The sequence below is a fragment of the Arachidicoccus ginsenosidivorans genome (assembly GCF_007971385.1).
Classification (GTDB): Bacteria; Bacteroidota; Bacteroidia; order Chitinophagales; family Chitinophagaceae; genus Arachidicoccus; species Arachidicoccus ginsenosidivorans.
Genome location: NZ_CP042434.1, coordinates 2,021,595 through 2,043,126 on the forward strand (window position 1 = coordinate 2,021,595; position 21,532 = coordinate 2,043,126).

At 41.5% G+C, this 21,532-nt stretch carries 12 protein-coding genes; 1 reads left to right on the top strand and 11 read right to left on the bottom strand.

The features are described from left to right. Positions 1-1,909: 1,909 nt before the first annotated feature. From FSB73_RS08155 to FSB73_RS08205, 11 genes are all read right to left on the bottom strand, one after another. Positions 1,910-3,862, bottom strand: a complete 1,953-nt coding sequence (locus tag FSB73_RS08155) for a RagB/SusD family nutrient uptake outer membrane protein (protein ID WP_225974625.1) — start codon at positions 3,860-3,862, stop codon at positions 1,910-1,912. 8 nt (positions 3,863-3,870) lie between these two features. Then, a complete protein-coding gene (locus FSB73_RS08160; RefSeq protein WP_146781016.1) occupies positions 3,871-6,951 on the bottom strand; it encodes a SusC/RagA family TonB-linked outer membrane protein in 3,081 nt (1,026 codons plus the stop codon). Positions 6,952-7,572: 621 nt separating this feature from the next. Continuing rightward, complete coding sequence (locus FSB73_RS08165; RefSeq protein ID WP_146781017.1) at positions 7,573-9,648, bottom strand: alpha-glucuronidase; 2,076 nt, start codon at positions 9,646-9,648, stop codon at positions 7,573-7,575. A 138-nt stretch (positions 9,649-9,786) separates the two neighbouring features. After that, complete coding sequence (locus FSB73_RS08170) at positions 9,787-11,148, bottom strand: family 43 glycosylhydrolase (RefSeq protein WP_192904099.1); 1,362 nt, start codon at positions 11,146-11,148, stop codon at positions 9,787-9,789. Between the two features lie 74 nt (positions 11,149-11,222). After that, positions 11,223-13,199: an alpha-L-arabinofuranosidase C-terminal domain-containing protein gene (locus tag FSB73_RS08175; RefSeq protein ID WP_225974626.1), complete on the bottom strand. Its 1,977-nt coding sequence runs from the start codon at positions 13,197-13,199 to the stop codon at positions 11,223-11,225. Positions 13,200-13,219: 20 nt separating this feature from the next. Next, entirely contained in the window at positions 13,220-14,770 is a 1,551-nt protein-coding gene (locus tag FSB73_RS08180; RefSeq protein WP_146781018.1) for a glycoside hydrolase family 43 protein, read from the bottom strand. Positions 14,771-14,955: 185 nt separating this feature from the next. Next, positions 14,956-15,522 (bottom strand): RNA polymerase sigma-70 factor, encoded by a 567-nt coding sequence (locus tag FSB73_RS08185; protein ID WP_146781019.1) that lies wholly within the window; start codon positions 15,520-15,522, stop codon positions 14,956-14,958. A 189-nt stretch (positions 15,523-15,711) separates the two neighbouring features. Continuing rightward, entirely contained in the window at positions 15,712-16,572 is an 861-nt protein-coding gene (locus FSB73_RS26510; protein ID WP_146781020.1) for a sugar porter family MFS transporter, read from the bottom strand. Continuing rightward, positions 16,461-17,369: an MFS transporter gene (locus FSB73_RS26515; RefSeq protein ID WP_146781021.1), complete on the bottom strand. Its 909-nt coding sequence runs from the start codon at positions 17,367-17,369 to the stop codon at positions 16,461-16,463. Before FSB73_RS26515 ends, FSB73_RS26510 begins: the two co-directional genes overlap by 112 nt. A 70-nt stretch (positions 17,370-17,439) precedes the next feature. Then, positions 17,440-18,768: a xylose isomerase gene (gene xylA / locus FSB73_RS08200; RefSeq protein WP_146781022.1), complete on the bottom strand. Its 1,329-nt coding sequence runs from the start codon at positions 18,766-18,768 to the stop codon at positions 17,440-17,442. Positions 18,769-18,786: 18 nt separating this feature from the next. Then, positions 18,787-20,292 (bottom strand): xylulokinase, encoded by a 1,506-nt coding sequence (locus FSB73_RS08205; RefSeq protein WP_146781023.1) that lies wholly within the window; start codon positions 20,290-20,292, stop codon positions 18,787-18,789. Between the two features lie 161 nt (positions 20,293-20,453). Here FSB73_RS08205 and FSB73_RS08210 point away from each other — a divergent pair, with 161 nt between their 5' ends. Further along, a complete protein-coding gene (locus tag FSB73_RS08210; protein WP_146781024.1) occupies positions 20,454-21,500 on the top strand; it encodes a LacI family DNA-binding transcriptional regulator in 1,047 nt (348 codons plus the stop codon). Positions 21,501-21,532 lie beyond the last annotated feature (32 nt).

Genomic DNA, 21,532 nt, shown 5'->3' on the forward strand with positions numbered 1-21,532 from the left:
CAACAATATTACTTATTAATTATCAAATTGACAAATAATACCTTAACTTTTTTTAAACATGAAGTCGATTTCCATTGCAAATGGTTAACAATTAATTAATAAGCTTCAAAAAAAAATTCTAAAATAAAACGTTTTCATATCTTTTTTGTTCGCAATTAAATGATGTTTGTTAGAAAAGTCAGTTTTTTTGAACATTTCAAATGGCGCGCGTAGATTTTTCGGGTAACATCAATGCTTAATGGTAATATTCTCTATTTCAAAAAAGTGATTTATCATCTATATATTTTTGAATCATAAATTATTATCTTTATTTTAATTATGGTTCCTTATCCATTGCGTATTAAATCTCACATAAGGTAAATATTTTATACCACTTGCAGCTCTGTTTAAAATTGAATTACCTGTTTATGAGTCACTACTTATGTGTGTTTATGATAATTTTGAGTGTCATCAAGCTTACTGCATTAAAACCCAAAACGCTGACCTTTGAAGAAGATCAGCCCTCTAAAAGTGCTGCTGATAAACTCTGTTTTCTTCCCTATTTTGCAAAACTTGGTAAACTGGTATTATTATCTAATCGATTATCTTGAGACGAAACTTATCAATCTACTAAGCTCTATTCCGAGTTCTATCGCTTAGAAGCCATCAAATTTTTGCTGATACTCTGAGGACAATATAAGATACATGGATAGAGAGCTTATGGTTACCTGGTTTACAACATCCCATCCTGACCGCATTACTGTTAGAATGAATCGGTATTTTTTAAAAGTAATCCGTCTTAAATGAATCGAATTAGGCTTATTAGGGATCAACAAAAATATGGACTTTATAACAATTTCCTATTGGAGATGAGTAGCGTGCAAGCATAATTGGGATTGCAAAAACGGCAAGGTGCTCACAAACATGCTAGCCGTATTGATTGATGAACATGATAGCCCTATCATCGGTTATGGCAATACAGATGTTAAGCAAAAAAACAAACGTAAAATTGTTCTAGAATATTGAGATTTTTATCTGCAGTGCTGTATTGGTGCTGTGGGGCAATATTAAACGATCCTTGACGGCAAATTTACCAGCTATGAGCATCTGAGCCGCCTAAATGAACAAGGTGCAGATTTATAAGCATACGTCGCATCGTAAAAAAATAAGTAAACAATATTCAAAACCATCTGGCTTCCTGAAGGAAAAAAGTACTTGTTCCATGCGGCGGCAATAAAAACAGGACATTAAAATTTAATGACAGCAATATAACGCTAAGGGTATATGATGCAAAGGTTCGCCAGGTTATGTTTATAGATTATGGAAAGGGAAATCGGCTTTTTCATTTCTAATAATTTCGATCTCTGTCGGAACAAATTGTTAGAAAACATACTAGGAGACGGAATGTAGAGAAACATATCAGTGAGCAAATCGAATTTTCCAATCTAAATAAAGTTAATCTTTTAATGCTTATTAAGATCGACTTCGATCTCACAAAGTCAATACTTGCCCATAACCTTTACCGATTGTTCTCCAATCACCTGGAATGTTATAGCCGCTTGTCTGATCCGCGTATTGATGAAGCGTTCGTTAATAATTACCTGATATTTGGAGATAAAATCCGACGCTATAACCATTAATTAAAATAAAGGAGAAAATAGACCTGCCATTAGTACTTCAAGCATTAATTCAACTCAAGGTTTTTAAGTGTGCATGATTAAATGCCAAAAAGGTCAATTTTTAAGGAGCGGCCAACTTCCAAATTTATACTCGAATAATTACTTTGAAATCTTTGTAAAACAAAGATTGTTCGACAATTTCTAGTGAAGGTAATAATTAAATGAAAAATCAGATAGCCTTAACATTCCATTTGATGACTTGCTAAAACTATCTGATTTTTAAAGAAGCGTCAGAATTCAATCAAAGTAGCCTATTCATATCCAGGATTTTGGTAGGCAGCCTTTGCTTCTGTACTCATTTGTAATGCGTCTAATTCACCTTGAGGAATTGGCCGTAGATATAAATAAGGCTGTATATTACGGGTCACGACAGTTGCGGTATGATCTCCAACATTACTGCCGGCGATTTTATAGGAAGAAGCCAAATCGCCCCATTCCTGTGTACGGATCAGATCATACCAGCGGTAACCTTCACCGTAATATTCGCGAGAACGTTCTGCCAAAATATAATCAATTGTTATCGTAGTAGGTGTAGCTCCAACCATTGCGGCACTACGGTCTTCGACCTTGGCGACATTTCCGTTGTTATCCCAGTTCCATTTTCCGGCACGTGCTCTGATTACATTAATCAGATCCCTTGCTGTGTTTCCGGCTTTAGTTGTGGCACCTTTTACAGCCGCCTCAGCCGCAATAAAATAAAGCTCAGAGAATTTAGCAATATTGAATGGACGAGTACTCCCTGCATTAGGCTGTCCCAAACCATCGCCATTATCCGTCCGGTAAGGTCCAAGTTTCCATAAACCCGGATAGACGATCCTACTGATATCATTTGGACCTACAACATAATCGGCACGGCCTGGCAACACACCAACTCCAATATTGCTCTTATAAGTCGTATTTGAATAATCAATTGGTGTAGCGGGACTTTCATTCAAGAAGGTCAGCACGGCATCTCCTGGATTAATTTTCAAATGATTCGCATTATAAAGTGGCCCACTAATACCCGCCTCATCCCAATTACCTCTATAAACGGTCGTAAATGTGCCATCATATCTGGAATCATTGGATTTATCTGCAAAGGTATTTTCAATCGCACCAATTGTTGGTGCCATTCTGGTCCAGGGTCTGCCTAAGGCTTGTGTGGCGTCCCGCTGTACAGAATTTACAGCCGTCCAACCGGTTGGCGTCGAACTACTAGTCATATTTGGATAATTCCATGTCATCATCCAACCAGCAAAGTTGTCTGGCGCACCTCCGCTACCGGAAGTAAGACTTCCACCATTATAATACTCACTGGTCTCGGTATGGTCAGCATACAGTAATATTTCACTATTGCGGTCATTAGCCCCATTATTGACATCATAAAATGTAGGTTGTAAGGCAAATGGTCCTGGATTCTCTATTGCTGTAGTGGCTATGTCATAGGCCTGTTGAAAATACCACTGTGCATTATGGCCATCGGGATCATTTCTGTCAGTTGCTGGATAAGTAGGTATGTTTTTTGGGTTTTGCAACCACCAACCATAGGTCAGGTACGCCTTGGATAATAATAGTCTCGCCAAGGTTTTTGTTGCACCGCCAGTGACTCTTGGGTTATCAGGCAAATCCTTCACTGCAGTTACAAAGTCAGGGAAAATACCCTTTGTGTAGACTTCAGGCACCGTATTGCGTACAGATTCTCGCACTGGATTTGTATTAAATTTGAGTTCTCCGGCACCAAGATCTAGCGGAACTCCTCCAAAAGTCTGCACCAATAAAAAATAATCAAATGCTCTAAAAAGTCTGGCTTCCGCTATTAGATCATTCGTTACATCTGGTATGCTGGAAGCATTTTCGATTATTCCACTAGCGGTATTGATATTGGTAAATGTAGTTCCCCATATTGCATCTGCGCGACTGGTAGTTGAAGTAATGTCACCTTGTCCAGAGAGGTCCATCACCTTAAAATTCTGGTCAGCACTCTGCCCATAGGTTACCTCATCGGTCCCCGTCTCACATGTATTATAGTAATAAGCCTGTCCATAAATATTACGCAGGTGTGCATACATCTCTGTTAGCCCTCCCATTAACCCGGACTTTGTTTTAAAGAAATCCGGCGTATAAATACTCCTGGGTTGTTCCTCCAGAATTTTGGAACAGCCAGTAAAAAGAATGACTACTAAGGTCGCTCTTAAGAGTGTTTTTATATATGTCTGTTTCATCATTATACTTTTTAAAATGTTAAATTAAATCCAATCAAGTAATTTCGGGTAGCAGGCGTGTTCGTCCCCAATGTCAGCAAACGATGTTGATAAGCAGACACGGCCGAGTTTTGATCTCCATAAGAGTTTGTCTCTGGATCAAGGCCTGTTTTATTATAGAAAGGTGAAAACATGACAAATGGATTCTGTACAGTAAAATAGACCCTCAAGTTGCTGATACCGGACTTTTTCATCCAATCATTTTTTGCGATATTATAACCAAGAGAAATTGTACGGATCTTCATATAGGAAGCGTCAAAATAGCCCAAAGTTGATCCGTATTTTGGGTTATCACCACTAGCAATACCTCCTGGTTTAGGATAAGTGGCATCTGTATTTTCAGGAGTCCAATAATCAATTTTAACATTATTTCTCCTTCCGCTCATTAAATTGAGATAGCCTGCAGAAGAATAAAGCGTGCTTATCAGTATACCGCCGCTTTTATAAACACCTACTACACTTAAATCAAAGGCTTTGTAAGCGACACGCGTATTAAAACCACCTTCGAAATCTGGGTCCATACTCATTATTTGCCTGTCATCCGGTCCAATTGCCCTCAAGGGTGATCCATCTGTGTTATATCCGCCTGTATATTTCACTTTGATCATCCCTACATTGCCACCTGGTTCTAATTTATCAAGATTTGGATCACCTTCCTGCCAAAGACCAACTTTCTGATAATCATATATTACGTCAATTGGGTAACCAACAAACCAGGCATTCCCTTCGTCCCTATCTTGACCGGAAGCTAATTGAACCAGCTTATTGCGATTTCCATATATGTTGATACCAGCATCCCATGACCATCCATTCACATTATTAATGATGGAGCCATCAAGAGATAGTTCAAATCCCTTATTCTGCGTTTTCCCAATATTAGCAGTATAGCTACCAACACCGGATGTACCTGGTAAGCTTACACCCAGCAAAATATTATTAGTATTAGTCACATAATATTCCACCGTTCCACTTAACCGATTATTGAAAAGTGAAAAATCCAAGCCGTAGTTCCATGTCTCTGAATATTCCCAGCCCAAATCAGCATTGGGTAGTTCGGATACATAGAATCCTGTAGAATAATTATCATCTCCAAAATTGTAAGGGCTAGTCGATAATCTACCTAAAGTAGCGTAAGGCGCAATGGATTGATTGGACGTTTGGCCATACCCAACCCTTAACTTCAATGAGTTGATAGTCGACACATTTTTCATAAAGGATTCATTGGCGATATTCCAACCTGCTGATACAGCGGGGTAAGTATGCCACTGATGGCCCTTAGCTAGTCTGGAAGAGGCATCTGACCGCAAAGTTGCTGTGATCATATAACGGTTATCATAGGAATACATAGCACGACCCATCCAGGACATCAAGCCACTGACCTGATAGCTCTGATTAGCCGGATCGACAGTGATTTCACCAGCTGCCTGTCCAAGGTTGTAGAATTGGAATGCATCGGCGGGGATATCTTTTGCCGCAACATTCGAACTATTATACTTGTTTTGCGCAGTGGAATAAAGCGCGACGACATTTAATTGATGTTTATTTTTAAATGTTCTGTCATAAGTCAATAGGTTTTCAATTGTCCAATCAGTCGTGAGCGCGTTAGTAATAGAGGCCGTAGAAGGAGTCGTTTCATTCGAACTATTGATTCCCTCCCCCGTATAGTTTCCGCCATTACTAGATCGGTAATTTAACCCCACATTTATCCTATATTTTAAACCTTCTACCCAGGGCACCTTCACCTCACCATAAAGCGAGTTATAAGATCCATAAGCTTTTGTTTGACTTAGCCAGGTATCTTTTAGGCTTTCAATACTGTTTCTTGTATACACCCAAGATTCATCTAAGGGCATTTTAATCGTTCGTTTCATCGAGCCGTCGGAATTATAAGGACTGGCGAGGGGTGACATACTTAAGATGCCATATGTCCCAACTTGAGTGCCCTGTGTAATATTAAAATTATTATTCGTTGAAAAACCTACACGAAAGTATTTCCCGATTTTCTGGTCAACCGATCCATGCAATGAAAAACGCTTGTACTGCTGAGTCGGAATTACTGCCTCATCCTTATAATAACTTGCGCCAAAATTATAGCTTCCACGATCAGTGCCACCCGAAACGTTAACATCCTGGCTAGTCATATGTGCCGTTCTGTAAAATAGTTTTTGCCAATCTGTATTAATACTATCTTTTTCATCCGTACCATTATTATATTGACCCGCTGCTTTACGCAGGGCGATAAATTCAGGTCCATTCATCATCGGATATTCTGAAAAGACTTTCTTTATGCCGTAATAACTATTAATACTAATTCTCGCTTTCTGCCCGGCAATCCCTTTATAAGTCGTGATTAATATTACACCATTTGCACCGCGTGAGCCATAAATTGCTGTAGCAGATGCGTCTTTCAATATATCCAGACTTTTAATACTGTTTGCATCGATATCACTAATAGAACCCGCGAAAGGAATACCATCTAACACAATTAATGGATCATTACTTGCTGTCAGTGATCTGGTACCGCGAATATGTATTTGCATAGCCGCCCCTGGCTGAGAAGAGGTCTGAGAAATCTGAACACCCGGTAGGCGGCCTTGAAGTGCATCCGAAACATTTGATGAGGGCACTTCCCTGAGACTGGTTCCACTAATAGAAGAGACCGATCCGGTAACCGCTTCTTTCCTCTGTGTGCCGTATCCGATAACCACAATGTCCTGAAGACTTGCGTCGGTTTTGGCCATCAGGGTTACCGTGATGTCAGATTGACCATTATATATTACTTTCTGTGGTTGAAAACCAATATAGGAAATTTCCAGTTCCTGACCCTTAGCCGCTTGTATTGAAAATTGTCCCTTGGCATCAGTAAACGTACCTTTCCCCGTTTCACTATTTTTGACCGATGCGCCACTAATCGGGCCACCAGTTGAATCGGTGACAACCCCATGCACGGCAGAAGTACCACCCTGTGCAAGCAAGGCAGGGGAGGAAAGCAGGGTCGCTGTAACGATTAGGATAAGAGAAACAATCAAGTTTCTTAAATCGAATTTTTGCATAGTTGTGCAATATTTAATTTGTTAAGGAATACTAATCAATGTTTAATCATTAAATTGCAATCGATTGCAATATTTTGGCTGCTTTTAAAAAGATTGTTGAATCCATGTTTTTGTTTTTAATTAAAATTTAAGTGGATGGTGATATATATGATAGTTCGACGAAAACTATGAGTCTCAACCTAAGCCTGTCATGTTCAATAAAACATTTAATCCAAGCTATGAATTCGGCCGCTTCTTATTTTGCTATTGCCCACGCCTAAGCTTCTTTAAAGTTTTTCTATAAAACATTCGCTTTTCAAAAAACTCAATTTTCCCCAAAAACCCAAAAGAAAACTAAAATAACAGATTGAACAGCTCAATCTAATTACTTTTTAGCAAATCATTTAGATTTTCCGAAACCAAAATAAATAAATAATCGCCATATTGACAAATATTTTTATAAAAAATAAAAAAATCGATTGTCATTTGATTGAAAATGTGAATTTTACATTGACAGCCCAGATTTCCTTAACCACAGTATCAACAGTATTTTGCGATCAAATCTTCAAATTGATCCAAAAATTCAAGACTCCGGGCCACATGTGCTATGATCTAATGTTGATAGGACTTCTAATTTAAGTTTTATTTTATCCTTACTTTAAATTCATCTGCCCTTATATCTTTAAGCATATGTACAGGCCGCTCTATGTCATAGGGAATCGCCATCCGACTAAACTGCTGGAAGTAAAGTAAACAAGCGTCCTTCCAGAGAATGGCATTTGCACACTGGTAGCGTAGCTTCATCTGCACTTCTAAAAAACGACTGCTATCTATAAAAGGGGCAACCCGGTCCCAAATTTTCTGAAATGAACGAACTTGCTTCACTCCTTTGTCATAATGGTAGCATAGCGCATCCCAGAGAGTATGTCCATCTTTCATTTTATAGTTCCAAGGCAGATGGTGGAACCAAAGCAAGTATTTATCAGGACAGGTGGCCAAATTATTAAACTTTGATAAAACCGGTTCATGGTATTGCCTCACAGCGCCGCTTCCCTGAATAGTCCTGTCAAAACCAATTCCATTTTTGTCTGCCTGATGATAATAGGGTGGAGTCCAGTCTGAGCGGACACCTTTCGGAGCCCACCAGGGACCAGGGCCATAATGACCGTTTGCTGACATGATATGATGTAGTCCCAAAGGCATCATATAATTGACCGCTGCCTCACGGCTATCCAACATCATTTGTTTTACAGGCTGCAAAAAATGCCTGGACCAATTGGCGGCATAATCCAGATTATTTTTCATCTTTGCAGCATCCTTATGAAAGCTAAGCTTTAACCACTCATCCGCGATTTGTTCACTGGCCAATTCATTATTCCATGCCAGTCGGCCAAAGGCATACCAATTGGCCTGGGCAAATGGGTGACCACACCAATTGCTGTCCAGGCCAATATTCGACACACCTGCAATAGCCGTATGGGCCTGATCATAAATACTGCCATCCGTGCACTTCGCGACGGTACTTCCTTTGCCATTTTGGTAGGTGTCGCTCTTTAGGCACTCCTCCCACATGGGCGACAGAAATACAAGATGTGTTGAATGCCCCAGATATTCCTGCGTAATTTGGAATTCGACCATGACTGAAGTTTTTTTCATGGCACCGAACAAAGGGCTAAAGGGCTCTCTGGGCTGGAAATCAATGGGGCCATTTTTGACCTGGATAATCACATTGTCCCGGAATTTGCCATCCAGTGGTGTAAACTCAGCGTAGGCCTGTTTCGCGCGGTCCTCATCATTTGCTGTATAGACAAATGCGCGCCACATGACAATACCGTCATAAGGTTTCAGCGCATCCGCCAGCATATTTGCACCTTCAGCGTGCGAGCGTCCGTAATTTTGCGGCCCGGGCTGCCCTTCACTACTTGCCTTCACTAAGAATCCACCAAAATCCGGAATAATCGAATAGATTTCCTTTACCTTTTGACTCCACCAGGAAATGACCTTCCCGTCCAACGGATCAGCTGTACTAAGTTCTTTGAGCGCTACAGGAGACGCAAAATTTACAGAGAGATAGATTTTTATTCCATAAGGTCGTAGTATATCTGCAATTGCCTTCACGCGTTGCAGATAAGCATCAGTTAAAACCAAAGGAGAGGCGTTTACATTATTGATCACCGAGCCGTTAATACCGATTGAACAATTCGCCCTGGCGTATTCATGCCACAATTTTCGATCAGAAGGCAATACTGCCAGTGAATCTTTTCCATGCCAAAAGATGGAGTTGCCGGCATATCCACGTTCCACGGAACCATCTAAATTATCCCAATGATCTAGTATTCGCCGTTCATAGGAAGGATTGGAAACAACTCCTGAGACAGGTTCACCTGTTTGCTGCCGTCTCAAGAGGGCATATGCGCCATATAAGGCGCCTATATCCGATTTTGCCTTAATCGTATTATTATCAAGCTTGTATCCATCAGTTTTCAAATCATTGTTTCCTTTCTTATCAACAAGGATCCTTATGGTCGAACCAGGTGTACCGACAAAGCGGTCTTGTAGTTCCTTTTTTGCAATTTCCAAAGTGGGAGACGACTTTACACTCACAACATTTACTGCTGCTGGCGTTTGTTCACCCAACCATAACTCATGACTGATCTGTGCCTGCACGGATGAAGCGGCCAATACAACAACAATAATAATAAGGTTCAGTTTTTTCATTATGTAGTTTTTTTGATCTATCTATAGGGTTCAACCCAGGTTTACATTACAAAACCACCTGGCAAGTCCCCAGGATTATAATAATGGGTTTATACAGCAAATACTGCACAAAATGCAAGCCCCGTACATGACCACTCATTATTTAAATTGCAGCCAGTCAAGCTCGGTAACCGCCTTACCCGAACTGGTCACCACAATATTATGGACACCTGGAACAAAGTGTGCTACGGTCGCCGTAACTGTTTTCCACCCTTCAGTAGCCGGAATCCTGATTTCAGCAATGACCGGGCCGGCTACCCCGTCCAGATGCACCTGCAATTTTCCTCCGGTTGTCGATTTAACCCGGGCGATCAACGATGTTAAATTTGACTTTCCAAAATCAACCGAATTATATTGAATCCAACCTTCTGCAGCTCCAACGCCCAGCGTCGTCTTCCAACCTTCAAATCTGTCAGCCGTATCCAAAAACGAAACGCTGGTGCCAAGGCTGCTAATAGCAGAATATCTATCGATCTGAATTTCGCTTTTTCCGTCAGTAATACCTACACCTCTTAATGTAGGTATTACTTCTTTAATGGAGCCATCAGTGTCAAAAAACAGACTGTCGACACGAACTGATCTGGCTTTATCAAAATCAGGCGAATAGTCGTTTGAATGATAAAATAAATACCATTGCCCTTTATATTTAATGATGGACTGATGATTGGTCCAACAATGGGCATTGGCCTCCATAATAACCCCATCCACCTTAAATGGACCCATCGGATGATCACTAACGGCATACTCCAGCCTTTCCGTTTTATTTGCGACATGGGGATAGGTCAGGTAGTATTTATCCGCCCTTTTAAACAAATAAGGCCCTTCCTTCAAACCTTTATTGGGCAAATGGGCGATTACTTGTGGCGGGGAAGCGAGTTCCACCATATTGCGTTTAAGTTTGGCGACATAAATTTCGCCTTCGGCCCAGTATAAATAGGCCTGTCCGTCAGTATCTATGAAAACATTCGGGTCTATACCATGAACACCGATAATGGGCGTTTCCAGGGGCTTAAAAGGTCCATATGGCTTATCTGCGATGGCTACACCGATGGAGAATCCTCTCCCATACGTCGTATCCCTCGCTTTCGTAGGGAAATAAAAATAGTATTTCCCATCCCTGTATATGCAATCCGGTGCCCACATGCTGTAAGCTGCGGTATCTGCCCAGGGTACATTATACTGACTTACCACGACGCCCTTATCCTTCCAGTCCGTGAGCCTCACTGATGCGTATACATGGTAATCCGCCATACAAAACCATCCGACCCTTCCACGATCCGCCGTTGCAAGGATATCATGTGATGGATAAAGATATACGCTGTCTCCGAAAACTCTTGCAGTAGGATCTGCAGAAAAAGCGCTCCTGATAATTGGATTTTGGCCAAAACAATGGGCACCGACCAAAACGAATAACCCTACTGTCAATAAGAACCTTGTTTGAGACCTTATTTCTGATTGCATAATTAAATATTGAAATTTACTAAATCAGGCTTTTCGCTGCGCTCCACTATAATATCAATTCTCACAAAAGCCCTTTACTTGATTTTTAATACTATAACAGCTATTGAATACGCAGGCAGTTCCCGTGTAAACGCATTTCCGTTTATCCTGATATCCGATTTTACAGGAACAATATTTGTTGGTTCCTTAATTGAATTAGTCGCTTCAGGATACATTGCACTGAGTTCTACCAATGTCGCAGCAGGCAATATTTGTTCAGTTCCGGTGATATCAATATTAACCTTTTGTGCTTTGTTCTGCGTATTGACTAATTTAAGATACAGCAATTTTTTCTTGCTGTCCTTGGTTGCAACATAAAACATAGCTGGAATCTTTCTCGGCTTTCTACCTGAGGCAATATCTTTTTCATTCAGGGTTTCAAACTGCGTCGGGATATTTTCTGCTTGTATAGGAACATATTTATCGCCCAAATGATTACTGAACATCTTTTGTACATAATAGGAAGGCGACCCGTAGCTGTTCAATGCATTATATCCGATTAAATCAGATTTCCACTGCATCCCGCCAGGATTAACATTCACAAATAACGGCGCATAGCAAGACATCAGCACTACGTCAGAATTACGTTCCAACCCTGTTAACCAGGCAGCGTCGCCTAATGCGGCATTAAAGTTCGGAGTTGGGCTACCTTCCCTTGTTGCCCATTCTCCCACGATAACTTTAGGGCCGTTTCGGTCATAATCATCGTACTGTGTGCTCATCCCTTCCATTTCAGAAGCATTCCTGTAATAATGGTCATCTATCATGTCAGCTTTTCCACCCGGAACATCGAATTCTTTTCCGGAGGTTGAAATGATCGTCATTTGAGGATACTTCGTTTTAATCGCCTTGTAAAATTGGGCAAACCTCTCTTTATAGCTACCTGAACGATCAAAGAAATCTTCGTTGCCAATTTCAATGTATCGTAATGGAAATGCTTTTGGATGTCCGTCTTTAGCCCTTTGGGCGCCCCATTTTGTATTTACATCTCCAATTACATATTCAATTTCGTCCAATGCTTCATCAATAAATGGCTGTAAGTAGGCACCTTCCAGATGATCTCCACCCAGTGTATAGCCGGCAAAGACGGCCAATAACGGTTCCATATTCAGATCCTCGCACCATCTTAGGTATTCCAACAGACCCATGCCGTCAGAGGCCCGGTAGCCCCAGGTACCCATATGCCCCGGTCGGTTTTCTAAGGGTCCTAAAGTCTTCTTCCAATCATACCTGGAGCTAAATTTGCCGCCCTCTAAAAAATTGCCGCCAGGTAATCTTAAAAAAGCAGGTTTCATGTCACTCAGGAGCTGCATGATATCCGGACGATTACCATTGGGCGTGTTCCTAAAAGTAGGCGGGAATAAGGAAGTTACACTAAACCAGTACCTGCCCTTCTGCGCTGTTGTAATCACAAATCTGGCGTTTGAGGTCGGTTTAATATCCTGTTTCGTCGTAAGTTCAAAGCTATATTTATTCCAATCCGCACCTGATTTCTTAACAATAGCAGTCGCATAAACCGTTGGATCAGCACTATCGCCTCTTATACTTACAGAAAAGCGATGGTCCCCGTCAAAATCGGCCTTGGCATAAAAGAAGCCCTTATATACCGTCGCCGGTTTTACAGGAACGCCCCAAAAGCCGTCGTTTGCAATGCCTGTAATATTTTCGGAAACAGGTACATCCAGCATCAGAGAGACCGGATTATTCCTATTTAAAAATGTTTTATGATCCAGTTTTATCGTGCCACCCTGCTTCTCAGAAAATAATGACCAGTGCACCGGATTATTTCTGTCGTCCTGAAACGATCTGTTTCTGATTATTTCGGCGTAGATGCCGCCATCATAGGCATAATTGATTTCTTCGGTCATTAACCCATAAAGCATTGGACTTACCTCGTGGCCGACTTTATCCAGGTTGACAGCCATGCTGGGCGTAGATTGGGCAAATACGCTCATACAAGGTAATATACCCGCCAGTAATAATATGGCACTTAGCTTTTTAAAATGCATCATAGCAATATTTTTTTAAAATTTTAGTTCATGATTAACTCATCAAAATCAACATAGCCGCCGGGTTGTTTGGTAGGATAATTAAATAAACATACTTTATTGCCCGTAAATATTTTTAGATTAAATTTCATATTCAAAGCGTTTCCAAGCTTTGTAAATTTTACATGGTCAAAGCTATATTCAAAATCCGCAGTTGATTTCGTATTTGAAACGATGGTCCGGAGCCTGACAATATCCCCTTTTAATAAAACAGAATCAATAACTTCTCCATCATTGACCATAATTAAATACTTCTGATTACCGCTTACTCTTACACCAATGTAACCATAAGGCATCTGAAAGACAGCAAGTCCGGCAATATCCCCATCCTTCATATTTCGAACATCCAATTTGGTCGTACAGTAAGTCGGTTTAGTCCCGTCATATTTGCAAAATATCCTTTGGGTAAGGGTATTCACAGCTTTTGGTAAGCTATCACAAACCCGAACAGTCTTAAGCCGCAGGTAACCATGCCTCTCTGTTAACGACCATTTAGCAGTATCAGGATTATGGTTCCAGCCCCACTGCATACCAAGCACCTTGCTGTCAAACTTATCAGAAGTAGGCAACGTGGTAACTGGATACTTGGCACCTACATTCGGCTTCTTATAAGTTATCACACCATGGCCGTCATTTCCAACAATTGGCCATCCATCTATCCATGTAACAGGTTGTAAAGAAGGGAATCGGCCTAACGGGCCGCTGTCAACAAAAAGCATGGTCCACCACTCATCTTTATTAACCTGTATCAAGGCACCCTGGTGTACTCCAAAAGTCGCCCCTTTAACTTTATCGCTGATCACCACCTTTTCCGTATAAGGCCCATAAATATCTTTGGACCGAAGTGCTACCTGAATACCATCGCGTCCACCATAAGTACTATACAGATAATAAAAATCGCCAATTTTATAAACATGCGTTCCTTCTAACCCGCCTCTGATATCCCCGGTATACACTAATGAGTCATTCCCGGCCGGCGAAAAATCTTTATTCAATGCGGTAATATAAATTTTACCGTATCCATGGGCAACATAAATTTTGCCATCTGTGTCAAAAAACAGCCCCGGATCATAAAATCCTTTTGACAAATGCCTTATTTTCCAAGGCCCTTCCGCCTTATCCGCACTACAAATAAAACCGCCTTCATTCAGGGTGATAAACAAAAGGTAAAACTTCCCATTATGATACTTCATACTGGTTGCCCACTGGCCATGGCCATATCGGTTGCAACCCTCTAAATCATAACATTTACCATAGTCAAATCTTGGGACCGCATTGCTGCAATATTCCCAGTTTACAAGGTCATGTGATTTCAGAACAGTCACCCCGGGAAAAATAAACATGGTGGTTGTCACCATGTAATAGGTGTCCCCAACCCGGATAACATCCGGATCTGGAAAATCCGCCGCAATAATGGGATTCGTATAAGTCCCATCCCCATTATCGCTATGAAATTTCTGGCCAAAGGTACTGGCACAGAACAATAGTGCAGCGCCTAAAAAACAGATTCGTTTATATACAATATTCTTTTTCATATATTTAAATAATAGCTTATAAAATAATATGTTTTACCTTCTGTCTTGATAATAAAACTACCCATTCAATATGTTACACCTTTCATTGGTGGTATACAAGGACTAAATTTTGCACCTAATTTCATCCACTTTCAATCTTTTGTCATTTTGACAATATATTTTTGTCCCAAAAAAAAGTGGCTGATTTATAAATAACAGCTGAGCGTCTTAGAAATTCGTCTGGACGCGATAACGATTTGATTTCGAACGGTAAACTTAGAGATATTTAAAGCGCTTGCTACATCCTTATATTGTAATCCGTCTACTCTTACCATTCTAAAAATTTCTCGACATTGAGGTGGTAAAGTCTCGATCGCTTTATTGACCATACTCTCCGTTTCATTAGAGATATAAATTTCTTCTGGGCTACTGTCACTGCAATTCCATTTACATTCACTATTATCTTCACGATCATAATTCGTCAATGCCCATTTTGATTGCTTTACAATATAATTTAGCGCATAGTTTTTTGTCGCCGTGAATAGGTACAGCCGCAAATCTTTGACATGCGACAATTGATCTTTTTTTTTCCAAAGTTTGACAAAAACATCTGAAACGATTTCCTCTGCATTCTCCTTACACTTTATTATAGAAAAGGCAAACCGGTAGAGGTCATCAAACAAGATGGCATATAATGCTTCATAAGCCTTCTCGTCGTTATAGTAACTCATTCTAAATTGCAAATCCCTTATTTTGTTCGTTTGATATAACACAATATGAGCGATTTAAAAGGTAAGAATTATTAATTTACAGCCCTAATATTTTTAGAGGCCCCCTCATTCATGGAGATTATATGCATAAATTTGCTTGGATTTTCTTTTATGAATCCAATATTATGTGATCTTAGTCTATTTCTTATGTTGTGCCCCAATTCAAACCAGTAATAATGGCAAGCAATCGAATCAATGTTTCTTTTTCCAGAACAGCTCAATCTCCTCCAGACTACGTCCTTTTGTTTCTGGCACCAGGCGCCAGACAAATAATGCAGACAGAATCGACATGACGCCATAAACCCAATAGGCAAAACCATGATGGAATTTATCCACCAGTGCAATATTGTCATTCATCATTGGGAAGGTAAACGACACGACCCAGTTGGCGATCCACTGTATGGCTACCGCGATAGACATGGCTCCTCTAATGGAATTAGGGAAGATCTCGGATAATAATACCCAACAAACCGGGCCCCAGCTCATGGCAAAGGCGGCGGTATAAATCAGCATAAAAATCAGAGCCCCCATGCCGACACTGTTAAAATAGAAAGACAATCCCAGGGCGATCATACTGACAGCCATCCCCAAAGAGCCAATAATCATCAGCGGTTTACGCCCAAATTTATCTACCGTAAAGATGGCCAGTACTGTAAATAATAAATTGACGACCCCAACAATGATGGTTTGCAATAAGGATGCGTCTGTAGAAGAACCCATATTACGAAAGATATTTCCTGCATAATATAGCACCACATTAATACCGACGAACTGTTGGAATACCGATAACAAAATGCCGATAATAATAATCAGTGAACCATAGGAAAGCCAAGGGCGACTATGATCTTTAAGTGTTCCTTTAATGGCACTGAGTACACCAGGCGCCTCATCCTTTCCGCCAATTTTTTCCAGCACTTTCAAAGCTTCCTGTTCTTTGCCCTTTAAAGCCAGAAAACGCGGTGTTTCCGGAATAAAGAATAACAGGATAAAAACAGTCCGGCTGGCACAACACCAGACAGGAACATCAGGCGCCAGCCTGTAGCCGTTAACCATGCCTCATCGCCTTGCGCCGCAATCCGGTAATTCACAAAATAAATGACCAGCATACCGAAGATAATGGCAAACTGGTTAAAAGAAACGAGTTTGCCGCGGGTCTTTGCCGGTGCTATTTCTGCGATATACATCGGAGAAATCATGGAGGCAAGCCCCACACCAATTCCCCCGATGATTCTGTATATCACAAAAGAAAACACATCCAAGGTGCCAAAAACATTAAACAGCTCCGGTCTCCAAGCGCCGATAGCTGACAAAATGAAGCATATAGCAGAGATAAACAGCCCGTTTTTACGGCCGAGGCTTTTAGAGACCATGCCAGCCAAGGCGCCACCAACAATACATCCGACCAAAGCACTGGCAATCACAAAGCCCTTTATCGTGTCTGCCATTCCCTGAACAGCAACACTGTCCTTTGGAACGCTCTCCCCAATAAAAGACCAGCTCCACACCGCCCAGGCAATCAATACAACGGCGGTAAATATGCCACCTCTTTGTTTGCCCAGCAGCTTCAACATTTGAACAGAAATAATGACCGCTACCACTAAAAGTACGACCACCATAAGGATCCTGTACTGGGTAATGATCGGATGGGTCAGCGCCGTATAATTAGCCGGATCCAGCATGGGTGTGATATAAAAATCCACCAGGGATTTTTCTGCACCATTTACCACTGCCGTATCATACCCAAATAGAAGCCCGCCAAAAGTAGCCACCAGGGTCAAAAGAACAATATAGAATTTGTTCCCTTTTTGTATACCTGCGCCTGTGGATCCACCTGTATTTATGAAAGCCATATTTTATGGTTTTATTGTTTGGTTTAAAACTTAAAAAGGATGTATTAAGAAAATGCTACTGCTTGAATGATTATATATATTGATTAATGATATTTTCATATAATTCCTGTTGTCCACTGGTCATTTTAGGCTCGCCATTAGCTGCTGCATAATCGCGCAAGGCAACCAAATCCAATTTGCCTGCCTCAAAATCAGCACCGGCACCACTGTCATAGGAAGCATAACGTTCTTGGCGGAGTTTTTTGTAATCAGAATGTTGCAGGATATCATCAGCTACGATGAGGGCTCTGGCAAAAGTATCCATTCCTCCGATATGCGCATAGAAAAGATCTGCCGGATCTGTTGAGTTTCTTCTGATTTTCGCATCAAAGTTGATTCCACCCTTATTAAGACCACCTGCTTCTAAGAGAATCAGCATCGTTTCTGCCAGTTCATTGACATTTGTCGGGAACTGGTCAGTATCCCAGCCGTTTTGATAATCGCCCCTGTTGGCATCCATAGAACCTAATAGTCCTGCCTGAGCAGCCACCTGGACTTCATGTTGGAAGGTATGTCCAGCCAGCGTCGCATGATTTACTTCCAGATTTAGTTTGAAGTCATTTTGCAGGCCAAAATGTTCCAAAAACCCAATAACAGTGGCCGCATCATAATCATATTGATGTTTGGTAGGCTCACATGGCTTAGGCTCAATTAAAAAAGTCCCTGTAAAGCCCTGAGCGCGAGCATAATCTTTGGCCACATGCAGAAACTTAGCCAGGTGTTCCTGTTCTCTTTTCATATCCGTGTTGAGTAAAGTCATATAACCTTCTCTACCACCCCAGAATACATAATTGGAACCACCTAGCTTAATGGTAGCATCCAAGGCGGATTTTACCTGTGCCCCACCATGGGCCAGTACATGAAAATCAGGATTGGTTGCTGCTCCATTCATATAACGGACATGGGAGAATAGGTTTGCCGTTCCCCATAGCAGTTCAATACCACTGGCAGCTTGTTTTTCCTTAGCATAATCCGTAATAAAAGCCATACGCTTTTCATTTTCTGCGACGTCATTTGTGTGATCAATCAGATCCACGTCATGAAAGCAATAAAAAGGCAGGTTGACCTTTGTCATAAATTCAAAAGCGGCATCCATTTTATCCTTGGCACGCAGCAAAGGATCCGCACTTTCATCCCAGGGAAAGAAATGGGTTCTGCCCCCAAATGGATCAGAACCATCCCCATTGAAAGAATGCCAGTAAGCACAGGCAAAACGTAACCAATCTTTCATGGGCTTACCCGCCACAACTCTATCTGCTTCATACCACCTGAATGCCAGTGGATTTTTTGATTCACGGCCTTCAAACTGAATTTGCTCGATGCCTTTGAAGAACGTTTTGTCTCCAGTAATAATTGACATATCTAATTTGATTTTTGATTATGAATGAATATTATTTTTTTCAAGCTTTGTATCCAGCAATGCTTTCCACTGCTGATAAATAGTTTCATATTGTGTAACTAAGGCAGGATCCGGCTCATATACGGCTAACTTTTCCAGCTTTTCAAAAGCCTCGCCCGGCGTTGCGTAAAATCCCTGGCCGATGCCGGCTCCTAATGCAGCACCCACACTTCCATCCGTATTATAGAGTTCCAGCGTCAGTCCGGTGACATTAACAAAGGCCTGGATAAAGGTTTTGTTTAAAAACATATTGGCTTTACCTGCTTTTACAACCTTAGCCGCTGTGCCCCCTTCCCGCATGATATCAAGTCCATATCTGAAAGAAAACGCGATTCCTTCATGCACAGCCCGGTACATATGTGCCCGTTGATGTAGATTAAAGTCAATATTTTCCATATGCGCCCCAATAAACGCATTGCAAAGCACCCTTTCCGCACCATTACCGAAAGGTAAAAATAAAAGGCCCTCTGCCCCCACAGCTGTTGCATAGGCCTTATCATCCATTGCGCCGTAGGAAAGCCCGGGATCCGTCATTTGTTTGATCCAACGGTTACTGATGCCGGTGCCATTGATGCATAGTAATATGCCGATTCTCCGATGATCTTTGCCATGATTGACATGGGCAAAACTGTTTACCCGGGAAAGTGGATCAAAATACCTTTGGTCCGTCACCGCATAGATCACACCACTGGTGCCAGCCGTGGTTGCGATCTCACCAGGCTCTAAGACACCCAGGGAAAGTGCATTATTGGGTTGATCTCCTGCCTTGTAACTAATTGGAATGCCGGGTTCTAGGCCCAGGTGTTGTGCTATGTCCGCCTTAAGCTTTCCATGTACCGAGAAAACAGGTTGCGTTTCAGGCAGTAAACCCTTATCCAGGTCCATGGCCGTTAATAATGCCTCAGAAATCTCTTCCTTTTTAAAATCCCAGAAAACGCCTTCGGATAACATAGAAGGACTGGCCGTAATATTTCCGGTGAGTCTTAAGGCTATAAAATCACCCGGCAACATCATTTTATAAGTCTGATGGTAGACTTCAGGTTCATGCGCCTTTACCCAGCCTAGTTTAGAGGAGGTAAAATTGCCCGGAAAATTAAGCAACTGGGTTAAGCAGTAACTTTCGCTTAATTGCTTTTTTGCCGCATTACCTATATCAATGGCTCTGCCGTCACACCAAATGATAGAAGGCCTGAGTACTTTGCCGGCCTTATCCACCACCACAAGACCGTGCATCTGATAGGTAATCCCTATGGCCTGAATATCAGCAGGGTTAAAGGTGCCCGCTTTTGTGAGCGCCTGAATGGCATTTTGCACATCACTCCACCAAAGCTCTGGATCCTGTTCAGCCCATCCATGTTGTGGACTCTGGATTTCCCGCTCTGTATCTGTGGGATAAGAAGTAGACGCCACCGCTTTTCTCGTGGCAGCGTCTACAACGGACACTTTTATGGATGAAGTCCCTAAATCGATTCCCAGTAAAAGCATACTCTGTTTTAGAATTTTAATAAATACCCTCCCTGCCCAAACCCGATTTAACATTTGTCTGCCCTCAGGGAAGTTGTCAGAGCTAAAGTAGGATTATTTTTTCAAAAGTTGCAATCGATTGCAATTTATTTTTAAATTTTTGAGATAAATTTGTCGGAACTATGCAAAAAGAAATAACCATTTATGATCTCGCCGAACGTCTTGGCGTCTCTGCCACAACTGTTAGCAGGGCTTTAAATGACAATCCGCGGATCAATAAGAAAACCAGAGAAAAAGTTCACCAGCTTGCCAAGGAACTAGGCTATCGGCATAATACCATTGCCGCCAACCTCAGAAAACAGCAGACTAAGACAATTGGCGTCATCCTGCATGAGGTCAATAGTTATTTTGCAACCTCCGTACTAGCTGGTATTGAGAAGGTTACCACGCCGGAAAACTTCGATATCCTGATTACACACTCCGCTGAGACTGCTGAAAGGGAAAAGGCAAATGTTAAAAACCTGATCAACAAAAGAGTAGACGGGATTATTGTATCGCTGGCCATGCATTCTCACGATACAGCGCATTTTACCCCACTTTTTGAAAGAGAAATGCCACTGGTCTTCTTTGACCGGGTCTTGCAGAGCGCAGATTGCACCAAAGTGGTGATCGATAATTTTCAGGGAGGCTATGACGCAACCAATCACCTGATCTCACAGGGTTGCAAAAGAATTGCCCATATAACCGGCGACATGGATCTTAATGTATATATGGACCGTTTTAAAGGCTACCAAAAGGCCTTAAAAGATCATAAGATCAAATTCAATAAGGATCTGGTCAAAGTCTGCGGGCTGAATAAAGCAGAGACTACCCAGGCGGTAACCGAAATGCTGGAGCAAAAACCAGACGCCTTTTTTATTCCCAGTGACTTTGCAGCCGCCGTCTGTATGGAAATCCTGCGCAATAAGGATATTAATATCCCGCAGGATATTGCGGTCTTTGGGTTTAACAATGATATGCTGAGTGACCTGATCACCCCTAAACTCTCTACCATTGACTATCCCGGGTTTTTAATGGGCGAAATGGCCGCCAAAACCTTAATAGAACAAATTAAATTGCGCCGCAAGAATAAAAACGTGAAAGATCATACCATTGTAATCCCAACAGAGATTATTCTTAGAGAATCGTCTGTCCGCAAAAAGGCAAAGACGACCCGGCCACACAAATAGTTCATCTGTGTAGTGTATCTTTGACCCGTAGC